We start from the raw sequence: 15856 nt of genomic DNA on the forward strand, positions 1-15856 counted from the left end.
TTGATAATAACTGCATATTTTTGTATCCACCAACACCCCTAATGCAAATACTGATTGATTAGCTTATCTAATCGCTCAAGATGATAGGAATAGTCCACAATGGAGGAAGCGATGATTAAATTACGAAGCTTTTGCTCCTTGTTTTCCTCATAAAATTCGATTACCTGATCATAAAATTTATCTTTATCGATCACGGAATCATTTTCTGTTATTTGATAGTCTGCTTTGATTTTGCCTGCGTACTTTAATAACAAATATTCATGGTATTTAATCAGTTCCTCTAACTGCTGATCATACAGCTTATCTTCTTCCTGTCCTGTATACCGTTGAACATAATGCTCCTCAATATTGACTAACAGATGACGCCCTTCCTGTATAACCTTAAGCATCTGTTTAAAAAGGATGAATTCTCTTGTGTTGATTTGATTTGCCTTTCCTAGCTTCTCTCTTTCCTCATCAAAGAGTTTAAATGTCTCCTCTAATTTTAAGACATTCTTTTCTAAACGTTCATTGATTTCCTGATAAGATGTTTCCTTCATTTCATCGGAAATCGCTGTTCGCATTAATAAGGACAAATCCTGAAACGTGCTTTCCACATCCTGCATGAACTTCTTTTTATAGCTTGGAGGGAAAATTAAAATATTAATCATGATTGCGGTAGACGTTCCAATTAAAATAGCAAAAAATCGTTCCAGTGCAAAATAGAAGTCTTCACTACCCGATGCACTCATGATTGCTAGAACCGTAACAAGCGTTAGCGGTATCGTCGTCTCCATCTTTAGCTTTATACTTAATGCAATCATTAACACGATAATTAACCCAACGATGATGGGACCATCCCCGACAAAATAAATAAAGAACAACGAGATGGATGCACCCAATGTATTTGTAATTATTTGATCAAATAATTGCTTCCACGAACGGTAAACAGACGGCTGAATTGCCAATATAGCAGCTACCCCAGCAAAGACTGTATTTTCCAATCCAAAGATCAAACAAATATAAATGGATAACGTAACACCTAATCCTGTTTTTAACATTCTAAGACCAATAGTAATTTGTATTCCTCCCTTCTCTAAATAGAGAAAGCCTTTTGTTTTATCCCATTATAGCGTGTTTCAGATAAATGTTTCCATTCAACACTCGCATTCCGAAAATATGTCTGTCCAAATAATCTATGGTAAGATGTTGGTAGAATTGATGACGAGTAACAGGAGGATAAAAAATGACTACTATCCTAATTGCTGATGATGATCAACATATACTACAGCTCGTATCTATCCATTTATCCCAAGCTGGATACCGTGTGCTACAGGCGAAAGATGGTACCGATGCGTTAGATATTCTTTCCAAGAACTCATGTGATTTGGCTGTGATTGATGTGATGATGCCATTTATGGATGGCTTTACGTTAACTAGGGAAATTCGAACAAAGTATGATATTCCGATTATCTTGTTAACAGCGAAAAACCAAATTGAAGACAAAGCGGAAGGCTTTCAATCAGGGACAGATGATTACCTCGTCAAACCTTTCGAGCCAAAAGAATTACTGTTTCGTATCGAAGCATTGCTAAGACGCTACAACAAGCAATCAGACCAAACAATCATCCAGTTAGGCAATACTACAGTAAATATCCATAACTACGAAGTGCAAGTCGGAGAGCGTACCTTCCTTTTGCCTTTAAAAGAATTTGAGTTACTCTATTTCTTAGCATCCCATCCCATGCAAGTATTTACACGACATCAACTGATTGACCAGGTGTGGGGAATAGAGTTTGAAGGTGACGAAAGAACGGTGGACGTCCATATCAAACGGTTACGGGAACGGTTTTCTACCTTAACAGAAGACTTCCATATCAAAACAATCCGTGGTGTTGGCTATTTATTGGAGGCAAAACAAAGATGAAGTCCCTCTACGTCAAATTCGTTGTGATTACCATCGGGATTATGATTTTAAGTGGTATCCTAGCCTTTCTTTTATCGAATACATATTATCAACAAAAATTAAAACCTGAAAACGACGAAAAAAATACACTTATCGCATTAAATATCACAACATTTATAGAGAAGCATCCCAACATAGACTTAGAGGAATACTTGGACCATCTTTCTTCCATTGGCTATCAGTTGTATCTCGTTGATCGTTCAGGAAATGAAGCATTCTTTGGCGCACCGTACCGAGTGTCGGAGCTACCTGATTCAACGAAAAAACAAGTGTTGAATGGGGAAATGTACCACGGAATGCTGCACTTCCCCCAAGAAACCTTTGTTACAGGATTTTTTGCGAATGAATTAGAGAATACCATTGGGGTACCCTTTACCCACCAAGGGATAGACTATGCACTTTTCCTAAGACCAGACATCAAACTACTGTTTAATGAAATGCATGTTTTATTCGGTTGGTTGCTTGCACTAACGATAAGCTTAAGTATCCTTCTCGTCTTCATAAGCACCAAGTATTTGGTGAAGCCGATTTCCCAGCTAACCGCAGCTACGAAATCACTAGCAAAAGGGGATTTCGATGTCGATGTAAACACATCCCGTCACGATGAACTAGGAGAGCTATCGCATAGCTTTCAAACGATGGCAAGAAAGTTGGAGCAGTTGGATGAGATGAGGAAAGAATTTGTCTCCAACATTTCTCACGATATCCAATCCCCCCTTTCGAATATTAAAGGGTACACGAACTTACTAGAAGACGCATCACTGAGCCAAGCGGAAAAAAATCATTATATAACGATCATTAATGATGAAATTACAAGACTATCTACGTTAACGAAGCAACTATTGTTATTAGCCTCCTTAGACAAAGATGAGGAGCGGTTATCGAAAGAAACCTTTGATGTAGGAAAACAGCTTAAAGAACTCATCAGAAGTTATTCGTGGTTAGTGAACGAAAAAGGTATTATGCTCGACTATTCCATTCCAGATATTAGGATAATGGGCGATACCGCCTTATTAAACACCGTATGGGATAACTTATTATCCAATGCAATCAAGTATAATAAGCCTGGTGGTCGTATTGAAATAACATTAGAAAAAAACGAACAGTCCGTCATCATAACCTTTCAAGACTCTGGAATTGGAATTTCGGAGAGTGATCAGGAACGGATTTTCGACCGCTTTTTCCGGGTAGATACTGCACGCTCCAGATCAACAGAAGGAACTGGACTAGGCCTTTCGATTGCCGCCCGTATTATTGCTCTTCATGATGGAAACATTCAAGTCGCAAGCAACACAGACAGCGGAACTACCTTTACAGTTGAATTACCAATCGCATAATCCTTACATGCCATGCCTCCGAAAGTTGAGCATGGCATTTTTTTGTAATCTTTTGTTCATCGTCTGTTCATTTTCCAAACGTACAGTAGAAGAGGGTAAACAAAAGTTATCAAGGAGGATTCACGTATGAATAAAAATAGTGTCACACTACTGCGTCTTGCAGCACTTTACGGAGTCGTCGGTGCCTTTTTAGGTGCCCATATGGCAGGGGCAGGATCTTATGCATTCCGAGCGGTTCATGCTCATATTTTAGTTGTTGGCTGGTTAACGCTATTCGGATGGGCTGTATTCTATAAAGTATTTCACGTAACAGAATCATTACTAACGAAAATTCATATTTCTACCGCTATTATCGGTTCTCTTGGGTTGACCATAGGAATGTGGTTATATATGGTAAAACCATTTGAATTACCAGAAGGAATTACACTTGCCTTTTACATCGGCGGCGGAGCATTGTTATTAGTTAGTTTTATCGTATTTTTCCTTATTACGGTATTTTACCGAGACGAGAAATAGTTTGCACAAGATAGATTGGAGCGAATGCAATGAACATGGCATGGAAGGAAATCGTTAAAAATAAAGTACGCTTTCTTATTTTGGGATCGATCATTTTTCTAGTGAGCTTACTAACGTTTATCATATCTGGATTGGCAAATGGGTTATCACAGGATAATGCCTCTTTAATTAAAGACCTCCCAAATGGCACATTCTATATGGCGGAAGAGGTGAATAATTCTTTTCCTTTATCGAGAATAGATAAGCCACTTTTAAAAGAAATAACAGAGGAGCATCCCGAGGCAGTAGCTTTTTCTATCCAAATGGGATTTATTCATGATGAATCCGATCAGCAGCAAAGCATCGCCTTTGTAGCCGCAACCGATTCATCCCTTTTCAAACAAGTTAACCCTGGGGAAATTATCCTAGACCGATCACTCACGGAAAAAGAAATAAAAATTGGTGACAAGTTAACAAACAGCCAATTTGCCGGTACATGGGGGGTTAAAAGATTTGTAGACCAAAAGAAATATAGCCATGCCCCTGTCGCTTATATCAGTTTAGAAGATTATGAAGCAATCTATCAGACAAATACGATGCAACTCGTATTCATTCCAGGTGATGACATTTCACAAGAGTATGCAGGGCTACATTCTTTCTCGAAAAATGATTTTCTAAAATCACTCCCTAGTTACAGTGCCGAACAAACTTCGCTAAATATGATTGTTTGGTTTCTCATTGTCATCAGTGGCATGCTATTTGCTATCTTTTTCTACATGATGAACGTCCAAAAGATCGATATGTATGGCATCTTAAAAGCAATCGGAGTGAAAACAAGTACCTTATTCCAGATGATGTGGACACAAATGCTCGTTATCACCTGTATTGCCTTGGCAATTTCCGTTATGTGTAGCCAACTTTTTGCGGTTCTTGCACCAGAAGGAATGCCATTTCACCTGACTCTCTCATCTGTTGGTAAGCTAGCTATTATTTTTGTTGTCATCGGGTTGATTGGCGCTACTCTCTCAGGTTTGCAGATTAAGAGGATCGAACCGCTACAAGCTATTCAGCAAGGAGGAAAATAAATGGGACTATTAGTGCTCGAAGATGTGAGAAAAACATTTCATAATGGCGAGCTAGAGGAAGAGATTTTAAAAGGAATTAGTTTATCACTCCAGCCCGGGGAGGTAACCGCATTAGTAGGTGCGTCTGGTTCAGGCAAAAGTACTCTACTAACCATCGCGGCAGGCCTTCAATCTACATCTGAAGGGGTTGTTCAATTTAATGGGGAGAATCTATCTGCCATGAAGCCCGAACAAGTTCGCAAATTACGCGCTAGCCAATTCGGCTTTGTATTTCAATTTGCACACCTTGTCCCATTCTTAACCGTGGAAGAGCAACTTCTCGTCATGCTTGATGTAGCAGAATTCAAGCTACGTAAAGCAGAGAAAAAGGAGAAAGTACATCAACTTCTTCAGCTAATCGATATGGGTCATCGAAAGCATGCCTACCCATCTGTTTTATCAGGTGGAGAAAAGCAGCGCGTAGCCATTGCCCGTGCCATTATCCACGAACCGAAAGTCTTGTTTGCCGATGAACCGACAGCTAGTTTGGATTCTAAAAAGTCTAAAGAAGTTATGGCGTTAATACACGATTTAACGAAAAGGCTAAATATCTCTACTTTAATGGTGACACATGACGAAGAAATGTTGGTTTATACCGACCGGTTTATTCGGATGATGGATGGAAAAATCGTGTGAAGCGCGGAGAAGTGACTGGGGACGACCCCCGCGTTGCCTTAATCGTATGCAGCGTAAGATATCGTCCCCATTTTCCCTCGTTATTTTCCTGCGTTTACTAACCACTCTCGCAGACTATGTTTAGGATAGTACACTTTTCCATTGATTACTTTATGCGGTATATCCGGATGCTCCTCTATTAAAGACTTGGCATCTTCTTTCTCGATTCCCATAAAGTTATGTACTTCCTTTGCACTTATCAACTCGTGTTCAACATCGTCATCCAGAGAATCTAATAATGACTTCGCACCTGGGTTTTTAAAGTTTTTTAATCCTTCTCCTAAGAAATAACCCGCAGCTGCAATTCCTAAAGCTAATAGTAGAAATTCTAATGCCATACCTTCTCATCCCCATTGTCGTATATTTTAACTTATGAATTAGTTATAAGTTAATGGTAGCATAGTTTGGAGAGCTTGCAATTGTGTATTAATTTCTTATGCCGATATCGTCGCACGCTCATTTTGTTTCTCTGACTACTTCAATTATTTTTAAAGTGCAAATGGTAATAGTTCCAGATAAAAATATTATTGATGCTATGATCGCCATACTATAAGCTGCCGCATCGTTAATATTTAGGTCAGATCCTATTAAATAAACAAAAGCTACTACTACTAAATTCATTAAACCCACTATTCCACCGTATAATACTTTTCTTTTATCTCTTTTATCGGTAAATATTAGAATAAGAATCAAAGAAGTTATTAGAATTAAAGATAATACGCCAACCAACTATTTCGCCTCCCCTTTTTAATTATCCTGATCTGTAAACGTAATAAGCTCCATCTTCATTGGTTGTTTTTCCGTTGTAACTCTACCAATTCTTTTAACATTTTATTTGTTTTTGATTTATCTATTCCTACCCTAATTGATAGTGAAATAATTATAAAAAGAATCAACAAACCAATTAAAATAAATGCCAATCCAATTGCTATCGGTAAATCTGAAAAGAATTCTAGAAATGTCACATTAATCCCCCCCTGTAGAGTTTGATACGTCATTTATTCTCTCTAATAACAGAATCCAATCGTCTTTTTTAACAAAATTGGTTCGTATGTAGTCGTCCGTTAACTGACCTTTATTATTTATACCATCTACCGTTTCATCAATTATGATTGAGTATTCATTTAATAATTCATATATTTTACTAAGATTATTTATTTCTTCTGAAGTGAGTCTTATTTTTTCTTCACTATCAGAAAGAGGGTTATTCGTACGTTTAGAAATTAAATCATTAGTAATGTATTGGGAGAACTGAGAATTCACTCTAACAAACGTCTTTCCATTATTATTTAACTCTACGAAATTCAAGTGAATGTTAATTTGATCTATCTCTTGCAATCCCATTGCTATGCCATTTAAAACCACTGCGAGGTAATCAAGTTCAGCCTTTGAAATTTGCATGTCTTCCATAGATTGGTCTAAAATATCCCGTGCATTAAAGACATTTGAAGCGAGCATTGCAACCTCATTTGATAGAACTTGGGATAAGTAACTTTCATAATTTGACTTAGTTTTATAAGATTGATAATTAAAATAAGTACTTACCATTAAGCAAATCACAAGAGTCACGATGACAAAGTTTCGTTTCTCCATAATACACCTCCAATATTATAAAACCAACTTTTTCCATTAATTAGCCGTTTATGATCGCTAATTGAACCATTTCACCTTTAAATGAAATATCAAGTTCCGCCTTGTAAACTATAAACTATATATTCCTCTTCACTTTTCTTAAGAAACAATAGAGTAGGGACGGTACCTTGTTCTTCCAATACTTTTTGTGATTCGTTTGAATCCATTACCTCCATACCATCTACCTTATCCCCTACTGCTTGTACTTCCCCAAACTTTTCATTGAACTCCTTCACAGTATACGTAGTAGGTCCTTCATAAGACCTTCCGCTATACTCTACCCTTTCTGGCACACCACAAGAAGCTAAGAACAAAAGTCCAACAATTATCGTAATCGTAAGTCCAATTTTCTTACTCATTTTATCAACCCCTTTTACGGAATTTACTTTTATATGATATTCAACTACAATTCCCAACAGTTAAAAAATTAATATTCAAAATATTACACCTCCACATTAACATAAAAAGATATCAATCCATAGGGATAAAATAGGTAAGTTGATTATGATATGAAACTCTTCCGCTATATGGCCAGTAAATGAAAATGAGCGCTTATCCTTGTTAGGATAGCGCTCAACTGTTGAGATTCTTTTTATAGTGTAATAATTTGGTATTCCTCTTCAATTAGATTTGCAATACTTGCATGTCCTTCATTACCATTCAACGATGAAATGTTTGCCTTTTTAACATCATCTGTAGCACCAAAAGATTCTGCACAAAATTCACAAACCTCTATTAAACCTAATTCTTTTACTTTCTTGAACAGCGGGTTCATTGGATGGCTAGAATCTTCAAAACGACCTATCCACAATGTACCTTCACCATCGAAGATTAATTTCACTTTATTTCCGGCATCATGAATTTCTTGTGCATATACCAATCCATGAATAGCTCTCCCCATTTCCTTCTCACTCGCATGAACAAAAATTGCCACCTTTTTAGATATCCACCATCATATCAAGTATTGTTATTCTGGATATATAAGAAAGAGAATCGATTACGAAACCTTTCCTATAGATGTCCGGAACATATAATTGGTAGTTATCAGACAAAGTAAAAAAAGAGCTTTCTTCAGAGGATTGATCAGTTTTTGATATCTGTAAGCGGTTGGATTTTTACATCATAATCGACTTTGACCTCCATCCGCTCCCATCTATTTGACCATTCTTTCTCATTAAGAGGTTTTGAGAAAGGTCTCAAGGTATACTTTCTTAATTGTAAAGGGTCCACCTTATTCTCCTGAAGCTTTTTTAAAAACTTGGTAGTCTGTTCTTCTAAATACAATTCAATTTCGGACTCGAATCTTGAAAGTTCTTCCCGGGTGAGCAATTTATGTTCCCGGGCAATCTCGTCAAGCCGGCCGTTCAATTGAACGTTGAGGTTCAGTTCAGAATATGCCTTATCCATATTCAACTGCACATTGGATTTCACATGGCCTAGAACAAAAGATAAGTCAGGGATTGGAAAATACTTTAAAAAGTGATCGTTGTCGATAAGCTGATATATTTGCTCTTCCATGTTGTTCGTGGTTTCGATCAATTTGTCATTTTTAAAAATGCCAGTACCTTGGTATTGGAAATTTTCATTACTCGCTTCAAATACAGGCACGACAGGAGAATGCGCTGGTGAATGAAGCGTTCTCATGAATTGATGCAAATTTATTACAGTTAACTTCCCCTGAGTATCGTAATGCTTGAACATCTGATAGAGATAATAATCTAGGTCTTCTTGCATTACCAGTTGACTGTTGATGTACTCATCAAAATCCCCTTTGACAATGGCTAGATACAAACGTTTAGTAATATCAGGATCTGTCAAAATCGTATCAATCAATGGGCTGATCCCTTCTTTTGCAATTTCCTCACTGATTAACAACATCCGGAGTTGTCCCACTTTCAATTCTCTATAATACTTTAAATTGAAACCCTGCATACCTTCTTTTAACAAGTCGACTTGAACAGTCAACAGCCGTTTTTTTTCTTTTACAAGGGGAGGTATCAAAGTGCTCATTCTGAAGTTCTCATCCTCCCCTTTCTGAATCGACCAAAAAGTCACAGGTGCAATGTCTTCAATCTGATTATTTTCTACAATAGGCGAACAACCAGATATAACGATCAAATTAACAAAAATAACGAAAAGTATTTTGGAATGTTTATATTTCATACTAGACACGGCCCTTTCGCTTTAAAGAGATGAAAAGAACTAATGGTACGAATAAGTAAGTGAGTGATCCTGCCCACATCTCTAGCTCTAACAAAATATTTTGATTTGTAGCCTTTTTCCACAGCAATTCATTACTAATCATTAAACTAATGAACAATAAAGCACAACATAATGCAAACCCTGATCGAGTCGTTTGATCTTTTGATTTCTTTAGAGTGATACGAGTTGCACCATAAAAAAGTAACAGGAAGATTGATATGGCGAAAACAAATTGAAATAAATATACCGAGATTAAAATCATATCGATTCGCTCAAACACTGGAGATTCCAGGTAACGTATCATTTCTACCAAAGGGAATTTGTTTTCTCCTACATAATGTGATCCGAAAAAAAACAAAGATGCAATAAATATAAAAACATATTCAAAAATGGTAAATGCATTTCCGATAGTCATGTATTTAAGGATTTTTTCTCTCGTATTGAACCAAGGCGAAAGTAAAACCAAATATTCTGGCCCAGATAAGGCTGACCAGATGAATAGCACTCCTTTCCATGATTTCATCGTCCATTCATATGGTATTAACGGAAATAGATCATGTATCGTAGCAAAAGGCTGAAAAAGGAAGTTCAATAATAACAAAAGCATCCAAGCTGTACACAAAAAAGCGATGACGATGAAACGGATCGTATTGGCCATCCCTAGTGAAGCTACATACCAGCATATAAGCAAAATGTACAGAAGCATCCAATTCGTATTCACGGAAGGAAAGATGAATTGTTGTACTACTTCTATATATCCGAGTGTGATTACTGTTACTTTTAATAAAATGAATCCGATTCCGATGAAAGAAAGTAACCGTACCATACGCTCACCGAAAAGTTCTACAAAACCTCCGTAGCCTTTGAATGCATATTTGGAATTAAACCATTTCGATAACATGAATATACTAATCTGTGATAGTACGCCTACGATGATAATTACCCAAATCATATAGGGATCTATCAGAAAAACGGGCATGATAATCGCAAAATACAACATTTGTATCCTATTGACCATCAAAGTCATATAAATACCATCATACGAAGAGGTTTTATCGAATAATGAAAATTCACTCAAGGGATCATCTCCTTCGGCTATAACGCCATTTCTGTAAAGGATGAAGAGATTCTGACCTTGTTTTCATCCAATGCAATGGTCCTCGGATAAATAGATCAAGCCAATCCTTCCCATAAAAAGGCGCAACAGGAGCAAAATATGGTTGTTTCAAGGAAGTAAGTGCATTCAAATGGACAGTTAGTAAAATGATGCCCATAAAAATGCCTATTACACCGAGAAAAGAAGCAAGGATCAATATGATGAATTGTATCAATGTATTGGCTTTAGACATCAAGTAATTCGGCACTAGAAACGAAGCAATAGCAGAAATACCAACTAAAACGATCAGAATTTGACTAGCGAACCCTGCTTCTACAGCAGCTTGTCCAACGACAATACCACCGATGACGCCTAACGTTTGACCAGATTTCGTAGGCATTCTTAGACTTGCTTCTTTAATGACTTCAAGTGTCACCAACATAATGAGCGATTCCCAAAACGGACTTAGTGGCAATTGACTTCTCGTTTCCACAAGGACGAATAGAATTTGCAATGGAATCATCTGATAATGATGTGTCGTTAAAGCAACATACAGTGGAATCATCAGCAAGGAGAGCGTGAAACTTATATATCTTATGATCCGTAAGAAGCTTGCAACGATCCATCGATTAATATAATCCTCAGGTGATTGGAATAAATGGAAAAAGTTGATTGGTGCATTCAAGGCAAACGGTGTATTATCTACTAGAATGGTAAGTTTGCCGACGCCTAGTGAATAAACACACACATCAGGACGGTCAGTTTGTTGAAATTGTGGAAATACACTATGTTTGTGATCTTCCATGAAAGCTGCTAATTGAGAGGAGTCAAGGATTTGATCATAATTGATATTTTGGATTTTCTCCCTGGCAATCGTAATGAATTTGGGATTCGTCAAACCTTCAATATACATTATGACTACATTTGTTTCAGTTAGTGATCCTACTGTGAATTTTTCTGTTTTCAAGGCTGTTATTGGCAGCCTTCTGCGGATTAATGTTATATTCTGTTCTAAGTTTTCAGTGAAACTGTCTTTGGCTCCATAAAGAATTGTTTCTGTTTCAGAGGTTTCTATCCCACGTCCTAATGAATCTTTAAGATTGACTGAACAACATTGATTTTCATCGGTGTCAAATATAAGGATGGCACCCCGCATCAATTGCTTTTCGGCCTCTTCCACCATTAAAATTTCTGTAATTTTGGAGGCAGAAATACATTCCGAAAGATTTTTATTGCGGCAGCTCCGTAATGGTTGAATTACAGATTCATTCAACCTTGCTATATCAATCAATGTTCTTATGTATACCATTATAATTGTCGAATTATTATGAGTTTGATGTTCGATTATTTCAGCGTCTTCCATATTGTCTACTCGTTCACGGAGAACCTCTATTGTGATAGGAGTATTTTGGGCTTTCCCTGTGCTATTTTTCATTCGATCTCCTACCCCTGTACTCTTTCTCTTCCTCTTCCTAAACATAAACATCAATCTCCTAATAAGATAATGTATATACACCTTTGTTATTATGTTCAGATTTTGACAATTTACACCATAAGATATGACACAAGAACCCCAAAAAAACGCCAAGAGACTCTAGCGGTTTATCGTCGAATTTTTTAACCTATACCTTTATCTTTAGGTAAGATGTGTCGCCTCAAGCATGAGTAATTCTATCAAAAGAGCGGAGAGGGCTAATAGGAGTGTAAAAACATTTGGAATTTATAGTATAATATTGGCAAATATTTCTTGCGGTAGTATTCGTTGACCCAGACTGAATTCCGATAAATAGAAAGTTATACCGCCTTAAGAATAGTCATTTATTAAGGGATAGAAAATGATTTGTTTTGGAATTCTTGTTTCATGGGAAATTCCGGCAAAAAAGGAGATGGTCATGGTGGTAAACACAGTCAAACCAAAGACGATTAACCATCGTAAACTATTAAAACAAATTTATGAAATTAAGGAAGGCGCAGCAACGATTGAAACATTGCCTGAGAGGTGTTACGTCTCCCAAGGGATGCATACATCTTTTTATATGGAATGGAACGGTCACCCAGAGCCCAAAGATGATAAGTGGATTGCCTTTAAAGTCGTAAATCAAATTAAGCAAATAACAAAAACGGAGATGGACTACCGCTTCAAGCTTATGCCTCATGAAATGGTCTGGTTGCATCAAGAAGATGATGAAAAGTGGCTCGTCGAAAGAATGATGTACGTTCCAGATTTTATCACGGAAGACATCTATACAAGAGCATTAGAAAAGGTAAAGAAAAACCTAGGTGTCCATGAATTGCCAGCAATCAACTTGAGGCGGGAACCATCAACGTTAGCAGCACTCAAATTGCACGTCGGCCATTACCGTGATACGAAGGAAAGTTTAGTTGTGCTTGATCAGGAACTGAAACAGCAAGGCTATCAAATGATACTGCCCCACCGAGAGATTTATCTTAATCCAGCGATGGATTGCTATCCTGCACATAATAGTAAAACAGTAATTTGTGTATACATTGAGAAGGCGTGATTTGGTAGGCTAAAACGATCTGATTAGGCAGGTGTTAACATGATTCTTATTTATATTTATATACAAACAGGATGTTAATTATTGATTGGTTAGTACCGAAAACCATAAATAGTTAAATAGGATTTTGAAAAGAGTGTGCTAAATAAATGATGTACATCCTTTTGCTATTTATCCCAAATTAAAAACTAACCAATTAGATTACTTCGAACTTAAAAGACTATATGGATCCTTAAGAGCCAATTAATAACTATTAGTCTTTTACTTCAAAGCAACATATACATCTATTTCATTATCCAACTAATCAGGCTTATACCGCTCATCCCAAATTTCAAAATCGTAGCCTGCAAAGGTATATGGATTTTCTGCCAACCATTTTTCATCTATATAATCATAAATTTTGATGAATGTTAGACTCTAAACGTTTATGTGTTGCAGTTACATATTTATTACCCTGTAAGTATGATAGTTCATATCTTTTGGGACATCATGTGCCTTCGATACTTTATAACTTATTAGTTGAATGAAACGATCAACGTTGTGATTAAAATCAGGATTCTCTCGTATGTCTGAATTAAATAGACTTCATCACCTGTTTTATTTTTTTACTAATGTCATATTATCTTTTAATCGCTTTAACGTTTTCTTACCTAATCTTAATAAAAAGATGTCTACGGCCCGGCCATCAGTCATAGCAGCTATTTTGTTCTTGATTTACAAGATCGACAACTTCTTTCATGGTATAGTTCTTTAAATATTCACCCAAATGTTCTTCCGCACCTAAGAAAATTGTAAATAATACGCTTTTCATATTCGCTCCCACAATACACTTTTCATTTGAATCAGGACACGATATACAACGTGTTAAAGCCTCATGTACTGCCGAGTCTTACAGAAAACCTAATTTCATTTTTAATTTTGATAAATATACTTGTTCGTCGTTTCTCACCGTAACTTGGCTAACCTTCCGCCTTGTTCATCCCCCTTGCCCAAGCCCAGCATCCCTAGCCAATAGGATTGCCTGAACCCGATCCGCAACCTGCAACTTTGCAAAGATATTGGAGGAATAGTTCGCAACTGTCTTCAATCTCAAGTTTAGTTCCCTTGCTATCTCTTGGTTGTTCTTTCCCTGTGCCATCAGGTGGAGAATGGTTCGCTCTCTGTCTGTCAGTTCTGGTAGGACATCCTTAGGTACATAGGCAATTGGCGACTCAAAAAACTTCAGCACCCGTGCGGCAACCGCTGGACTGAAGATAGCTTGACCGGCAGCCACCGCTAATAGTGCACGCTTGATATCCTCCTCGTGGGTATCCTTCAGTACATACCCACTCGCTCCTGCCCGGAGAGCGGCAAAGACAGAGTCGTCGTCCTCATGGAGTGTAATCACCAGCACCCGAATATTTGGGCTCGCATGCCGAATTTCCCTCGTCGCGGCAATCCCACCACCTCCAGGCATCTGTAAATCCATTAACACCAGGTCTGGCTGAAGATCAGCTGCTTGTTCAACAGCTTCATCACCAGTAGCAGCTTCCCCAACAACATTAATCTCTGACATCGACTCCAACATCGTGCGTAGCCCTTTGCGAAACAATGGATGATCATCCGCAATTAGTACATGTACTTGACTCACCCTTTTCCCCTCCTTATCGGAAGTTTCACCGTTAAGTGCGTACCTCCACCTCTCGCAGTCTCTATCAGACAGGATCCACCTAGTTCCTCTGCCCGTTCTTTCATTGATCGCATACCAACACCCGCCGTGTAGTCCGTTTGTATACCAACCCCGTTGTCCTCGACCTCTAGCACAAGATGATCTTGCCCGAGGGTAAACCGAAGACGACAACTACTTGCTCCGCTATGCTGTACGACATTATTCATAGCCTCCTGAGCAATCCGAAAAGCAGCCACTTCAACCGCTGCAGATAAAGTTGGTAGATTACTAGGCGCCTCCACCCAGATTTTTCGTGGTGGCAGACTCCCTTCCGAAAGCTGAACCGCTCTGTTTCTGAGCGCTCCGATCAGTCCTAATTCATCTAGACTAGGTGGCCGTAGATTATACACCACGCGACGGACCTCGCCCATCGCGCCACGAAGCTCCGTACGAATTTCTTCTAATAGCTCCTCCGCCGTGTCCGGGTCACGCCGCATTCGCTCCCGCACTTGACCAGCTTGAAGATGAAGCGCAGCAAGTGTTGAACCCATGCCATCATGCAAATCCCGCCGCAACCGAAGACGTTCCTCCTCACGAGCAGTTACAATCTCCTCCCTTGAACGCTGCAGCTGCTGTGTCAGTTGTACGGTTTGCGCCACCACACCAGCATGACGGGCAATATTCTCTAAAAGCTGAAGGTCCCGTGGTGTGAATTCCTCGGCGTTGGATCTTCTTCCAAGTAACAACTCACCCACTACTTCCTGCTGAAACGCTAACGGCAATGCGTGTACATTCTTAACCACCTCACCGTCTGAAGCAACGATGGTTTGTTTTTTCCCATTCCATAGTGCAATAGCGGCATATGGAAGTTTAAGAGCTTCCCGCACTGTAGTAGCTACCGTCTGCAGTAACGCTTCTGGTGGAGAAACTGCGGATAACCGCTTACCCAATAATGAGATAACCCCATACGGGTCACTGCGGTCCCCATATACCAACCGATCCGCCTTCCGTTGTAACCAATCTCGCAACGGTTGAAAAAGAACGGCAACAATTCCCGTACCGATTAAAGAGAATAGTAGATTCCCCCTAGTCTGAAAGAGCGCCCCCAAGTAGCCGACAACCAAGATATAGACTGCCACAACACACACAGTCAAGGAACCGAAAACAATGGTACGGTTTATTA

At 38.4% G+C, this 15856-nt stretch carries 18 protein-coding genes and 1 pseudogene; 6 read left to right on the forward strand and 13 right to left on the reverse strand.

The window, feature by feature from the left end; all coding sequences use genetic code 11:
* Positions 1-38 precede the first annotated feature (38 nt).
* The gene (locus TE34_RS03055) at positions 39-1064 is read right to left on the reverse strand and encodes an FUSC family protein (RefSeq protein WP_330218300.1); all 1026 of its coding nucleotides are present in this window, start codon (positions 1062-1064) and stop codon (positions 39-41) included.
* 161 nt (positions 1065-1225) lie between these two features.
* Between TE34_RS03055 and TE34_RS03060 the strand changes: the two genes are divergently transcribed.
* The 5 genes from TE34_RS03060 to TE34_RS03080 all read left to right on the forward strand — a co-directional run bounded on the left by TE34_RS03060 (position 1226) and on the right by TE34_RS03080 (position 5537).
* Positions 1226-1906: a response regulator transcription factor gene (locus tag TE34_RS03060; RefSeq protein ID WP_047983361.1), complete on the forward strand. Its 681-nt coding sequence runs from the start codon at positions 1226-1228 to the stop codon at positions 1904-1906.
* Entirely contained in the window at positions 1903-3282 is a 1380-nt protein-coding gene (locus TE34_RS03065) for a sensor histidine kinase (RefSeq protein ID WP_047983362.1), read from the forward strand. The genes TE34_RS03060 and TE34_RS03065 overlap by 4 nt, the downstream gene beginning before the upstream one ends.
* Positions 3283-3408: 126 nt before the next feature.
* Positions 3409-3798, forward strand: coding sequence for a hypothetical protein (locus TE34_RS03070; protein ID WP_047983363.1), 390 nt, complete (start codon positions 3409-3411; stop codon positions 3796-3798).
* Positions 3799-3827: 29 nt separating this feature from the next.
* Positions 3828-4862, forward strand: a complete 1035-nt coding sequence (locus tag TE34_RS03075; protein WP_047983364.1) for an ABC transporter permease — start codon at positions 3828-3830, stop codon at positions 4860-4862.
* Positions 4863-5537, forward strand: a complete 675-nt coding sequence (locus tag TE34_RS03080; RefSeq protein ID WP_047983365.1) for an ABC transporter ATP-binding protein — start codon at positions 4863-4865, stop codon at positions 5535-5537.
* Positions 5538-5617: 80 nt separating this feature from the next.
* Here TE34_RS03080 and TE34_RS03085 read toward each other — a convergent pair whose 3' ends face one another.
* The 9 genes from TE34_RS03085 to TE34_RS03125 all read right to left on the reverse strand — a co-directional run bounded on the left by TE34_RS03085 (position 5618) and on the right by TE34_RS03125 (position 11941).
* Complete coding sequence (locus tag TE34_RS03085; protein WP_047983366.1) at positions 5618-5914, reverse strand: hypothetical protein; 297 nt, start codon at positions 5912-5914, stop codon at positions 5618-5620.
* Positions 5915-6032: 118 nt separating this feature from the next.
* A complete protein-coding gene (locus TE34_RS03090) occupies positions 6033-6305 on the reverse strand; it encodes a hypothetical protein (protein WP_047983367.1) in 273 nt (90 codons plus the stop codon).
* Positions 6306-6361: 56 nt separating this feature from the next.
* Positions 6362-6541 (reverse strand): hypothetical protein, encoded by a 180-nt coding sequence (locus TE34_RS03095; RefSeq protein ID WP_047983368.1) that lies wholly within the window; start codon positions 6539-6541, stop codon positions 6362-6364.
* Between the two features lies 1 nt (position 6542).
* Positions 6543-7169: a hypothetical protein gene (locus tag TE34_RS03100; RefSeq protein WP_047983369.1), complete on the reverse strand. Its 627-nt coding sequence runs from the start codon at positions 7167-7169 to the stop codon at positions 6543-6545.
* Between the two features lie 89 nt (positions 7170-7258).
* Positions 7259-7567, reverse strand: coding sequence for a hypothetical protein (locus tag TE34_RS03105; protein WP_157037567.1), 309 nt, complete (start codon positions 7565-7567; stop codon positions 7259-7261).
* Between the two features lie 233 nt (positions 7568-7800).
* On the reverse strand, positions 7801-8142 hold the full coding sequence (locus TE34_RS03110; protein WP_053074948.1) for a DsrE family protein: 342 nt from the start codon (positions 8140-8142) through the stop codon (positions 7801-7803).
* Positions 8143-8291: 149 nt separating this feature from the next.
* Positions 8292-9371 carry a Ger(x)C family spore germination protein gene (locus TE34_RS03115; protein ID WP_047983371.1) on the reverse strand — a complete coding sequence of 360 codons (1080 nt, stop codon included), beginning with the start codon at positions 9369-9371 and terminating at the stop codon, positions 8292-8294.
* A 1-nt stretch (position 9372) separates the two neighbouring features.
* Positions 9373-10488 carry a GerAB/ArcD/ProY family transporter gene (locus tag TE34_RS03120; RefSeq protein WP_157037568.1) on the reverse strand — a complete coding sequence of 372 codons (1116 nt, stop codon included), beginning with the start codon at positions 10486-10488 and terminating at the stop codon, positions 9373-9375.
* Between the two features lie 4 nt (positions 10489-10492).
* Positions 10493-11941: a spore germination protein gene (locus TE34_RS03125; RefSeq protein ID WP_236687094.1), complete on the reverse strand. Its 1449-nt coding sequence runs from the start codon at positions 11939-11941 to the stop codon at positions 10493-10495.
* A 457-nt stretch (positions 11942-12398) separates the two neighbouring features.
* Here TE34_RS03125 and TE34_RS03130 point away from each other — a divergent pair, with 457 nt between their 5' ends.
* Positions 12399-13028, forward strand: a complete 630-nt coding sequence (locus TE34_RS03130) for a hypothetical protein (protein ID WP_157037569.1) — start codon at positions 12399-12401, stop codon at positions 13026-13028.
* A 682-nt stretch (positions 13029-13710) separates the two neighbouring features.
* On the opposite strand, the pseudogene TE34_RS03135 reads toward TE34_RS03130, so the two are convergent.
* The 3 genes and pseudogenes from TE34_RS03135 to TE34_RS21155 all read right to left on the reverse strand — a co-directional run.
* Positions 13711-13875 (reverse strand): annotated as a pseudogene (locus TE34_RS03135) (transcriptional regulator); the annotation flags it as partial.
* A gap of 126 nt (positions 13876-14001) precedes the next feature.
* Positions 14002-14655 (reverse strand): response regulator, encoded by a 654-nt coding sequence (locus TE34_RS03140; RefSeq protein ID WP_084710608.1) that lies wholly within the window; start codon positions 14653-14655, stop codon positions 14002-14004.
* Entirely contained in the window at positions 14652-15797 is a 1146-nt protein-coding gene (locus TE34_RS21155) for a sensor histidine kinase (protein WP_162200012.1), read from the reverse strand. The genes TE34_RS03140 and TE34_RS21155 overlap by 4 nt, the downstream gene beginning before the upstream one ends.
* Positions 15798-15856: the final 59 nt, after the last annotated feature.

Source organism: Ornithinibacillus californiensis (assembly GCF_001038485.1).
In the GTDB taxonomy this organism is placed as follows: Bacteria; Bacillota; Bacilli; order Bacillales; family Amphibacillaceae; genus Ornithinibacillus; species Ornithinibacillus californiensis.

Excerpts from the sequence above, each read along its gene's own strand:
- TE34_RS03115 (WP_047983371.1), bottom strand. The coding sequence starts at position 9,371 with ATGAAATATAAACATTCCAAAATACTTTTCGTTATTTTTGTTAATTTG.
- TE34_RS03125 (WP_236687094.1), bottom strand. The coding sequence starts at position 11,941 with ATGAAAAATAGCACAGGGAAAGCCCAAAATACTCCTATCACAATAGAG.
- TE34_RS03080 (WP_047983365.1), top strand. The coding sequence starts at position 4,863 with ATGGGACTATTAGTGCTCGAAGATGTGAGAAAAACATTTCATAATGGC.
- TE34_RS03105 (WP_157037567.1), bottom strand. The coding sequence starts at position 7,567 with ATGAGTAAGAAAATTGGACTTACGATTACGATAATTGTTGGACTTTTG.
- TE34_RS03060 (WP_047983361.1), top strand. The coding sequence starts at position 1,226 with ATGACTACTATCCTAATTGCTGATGATGATCAACATATACTACAGCTC.
- TE34_RS03070 (WP_047983363.1), top strand. The coding sequence starts at position 3,409 with ATGAATAAAAATAGTGTCACACTACTGCGTCTTGCAGCACTTTACGGA.
- TE34_RS03085 (WP_047983366.1), bottom strand. The coding sequence starts at position 5,914 with ATGGCATTAGAATTTCTACTATTAGCTTTAGGAATTGCAGCTGCGGGT.
- TE34_RS03130 (WP_157037569.1), top strand. The coding sequence starts at position 12,399 with ATGGTGGTAAACACAGTCAAACCAAAGACGATTAACCATCGTAAACTA.
- TE34_RS03075 (WP_047983364.1), top strand. The coding sequence starts at position 3,828 with ATGAACATGGCATGGAAGGAAATCGTTAAAAATAAAGTACGCTTTCTT.
- TE34_RS03100 (WP_047983369.1), bottom strand. The coding sequence starts at position 7,169 with ATGGAGAAACGAAACTTTGTCATCGTGACTCTTGTGATTTGCTTAATG.
- TE34_RS03065 (WP_047983362.1), top strand. The coding sequence starts at position 1,903 with ATGAAGTCCCTCTACGTCAAATTCGTTGTGATTACCATCGGGATTATG.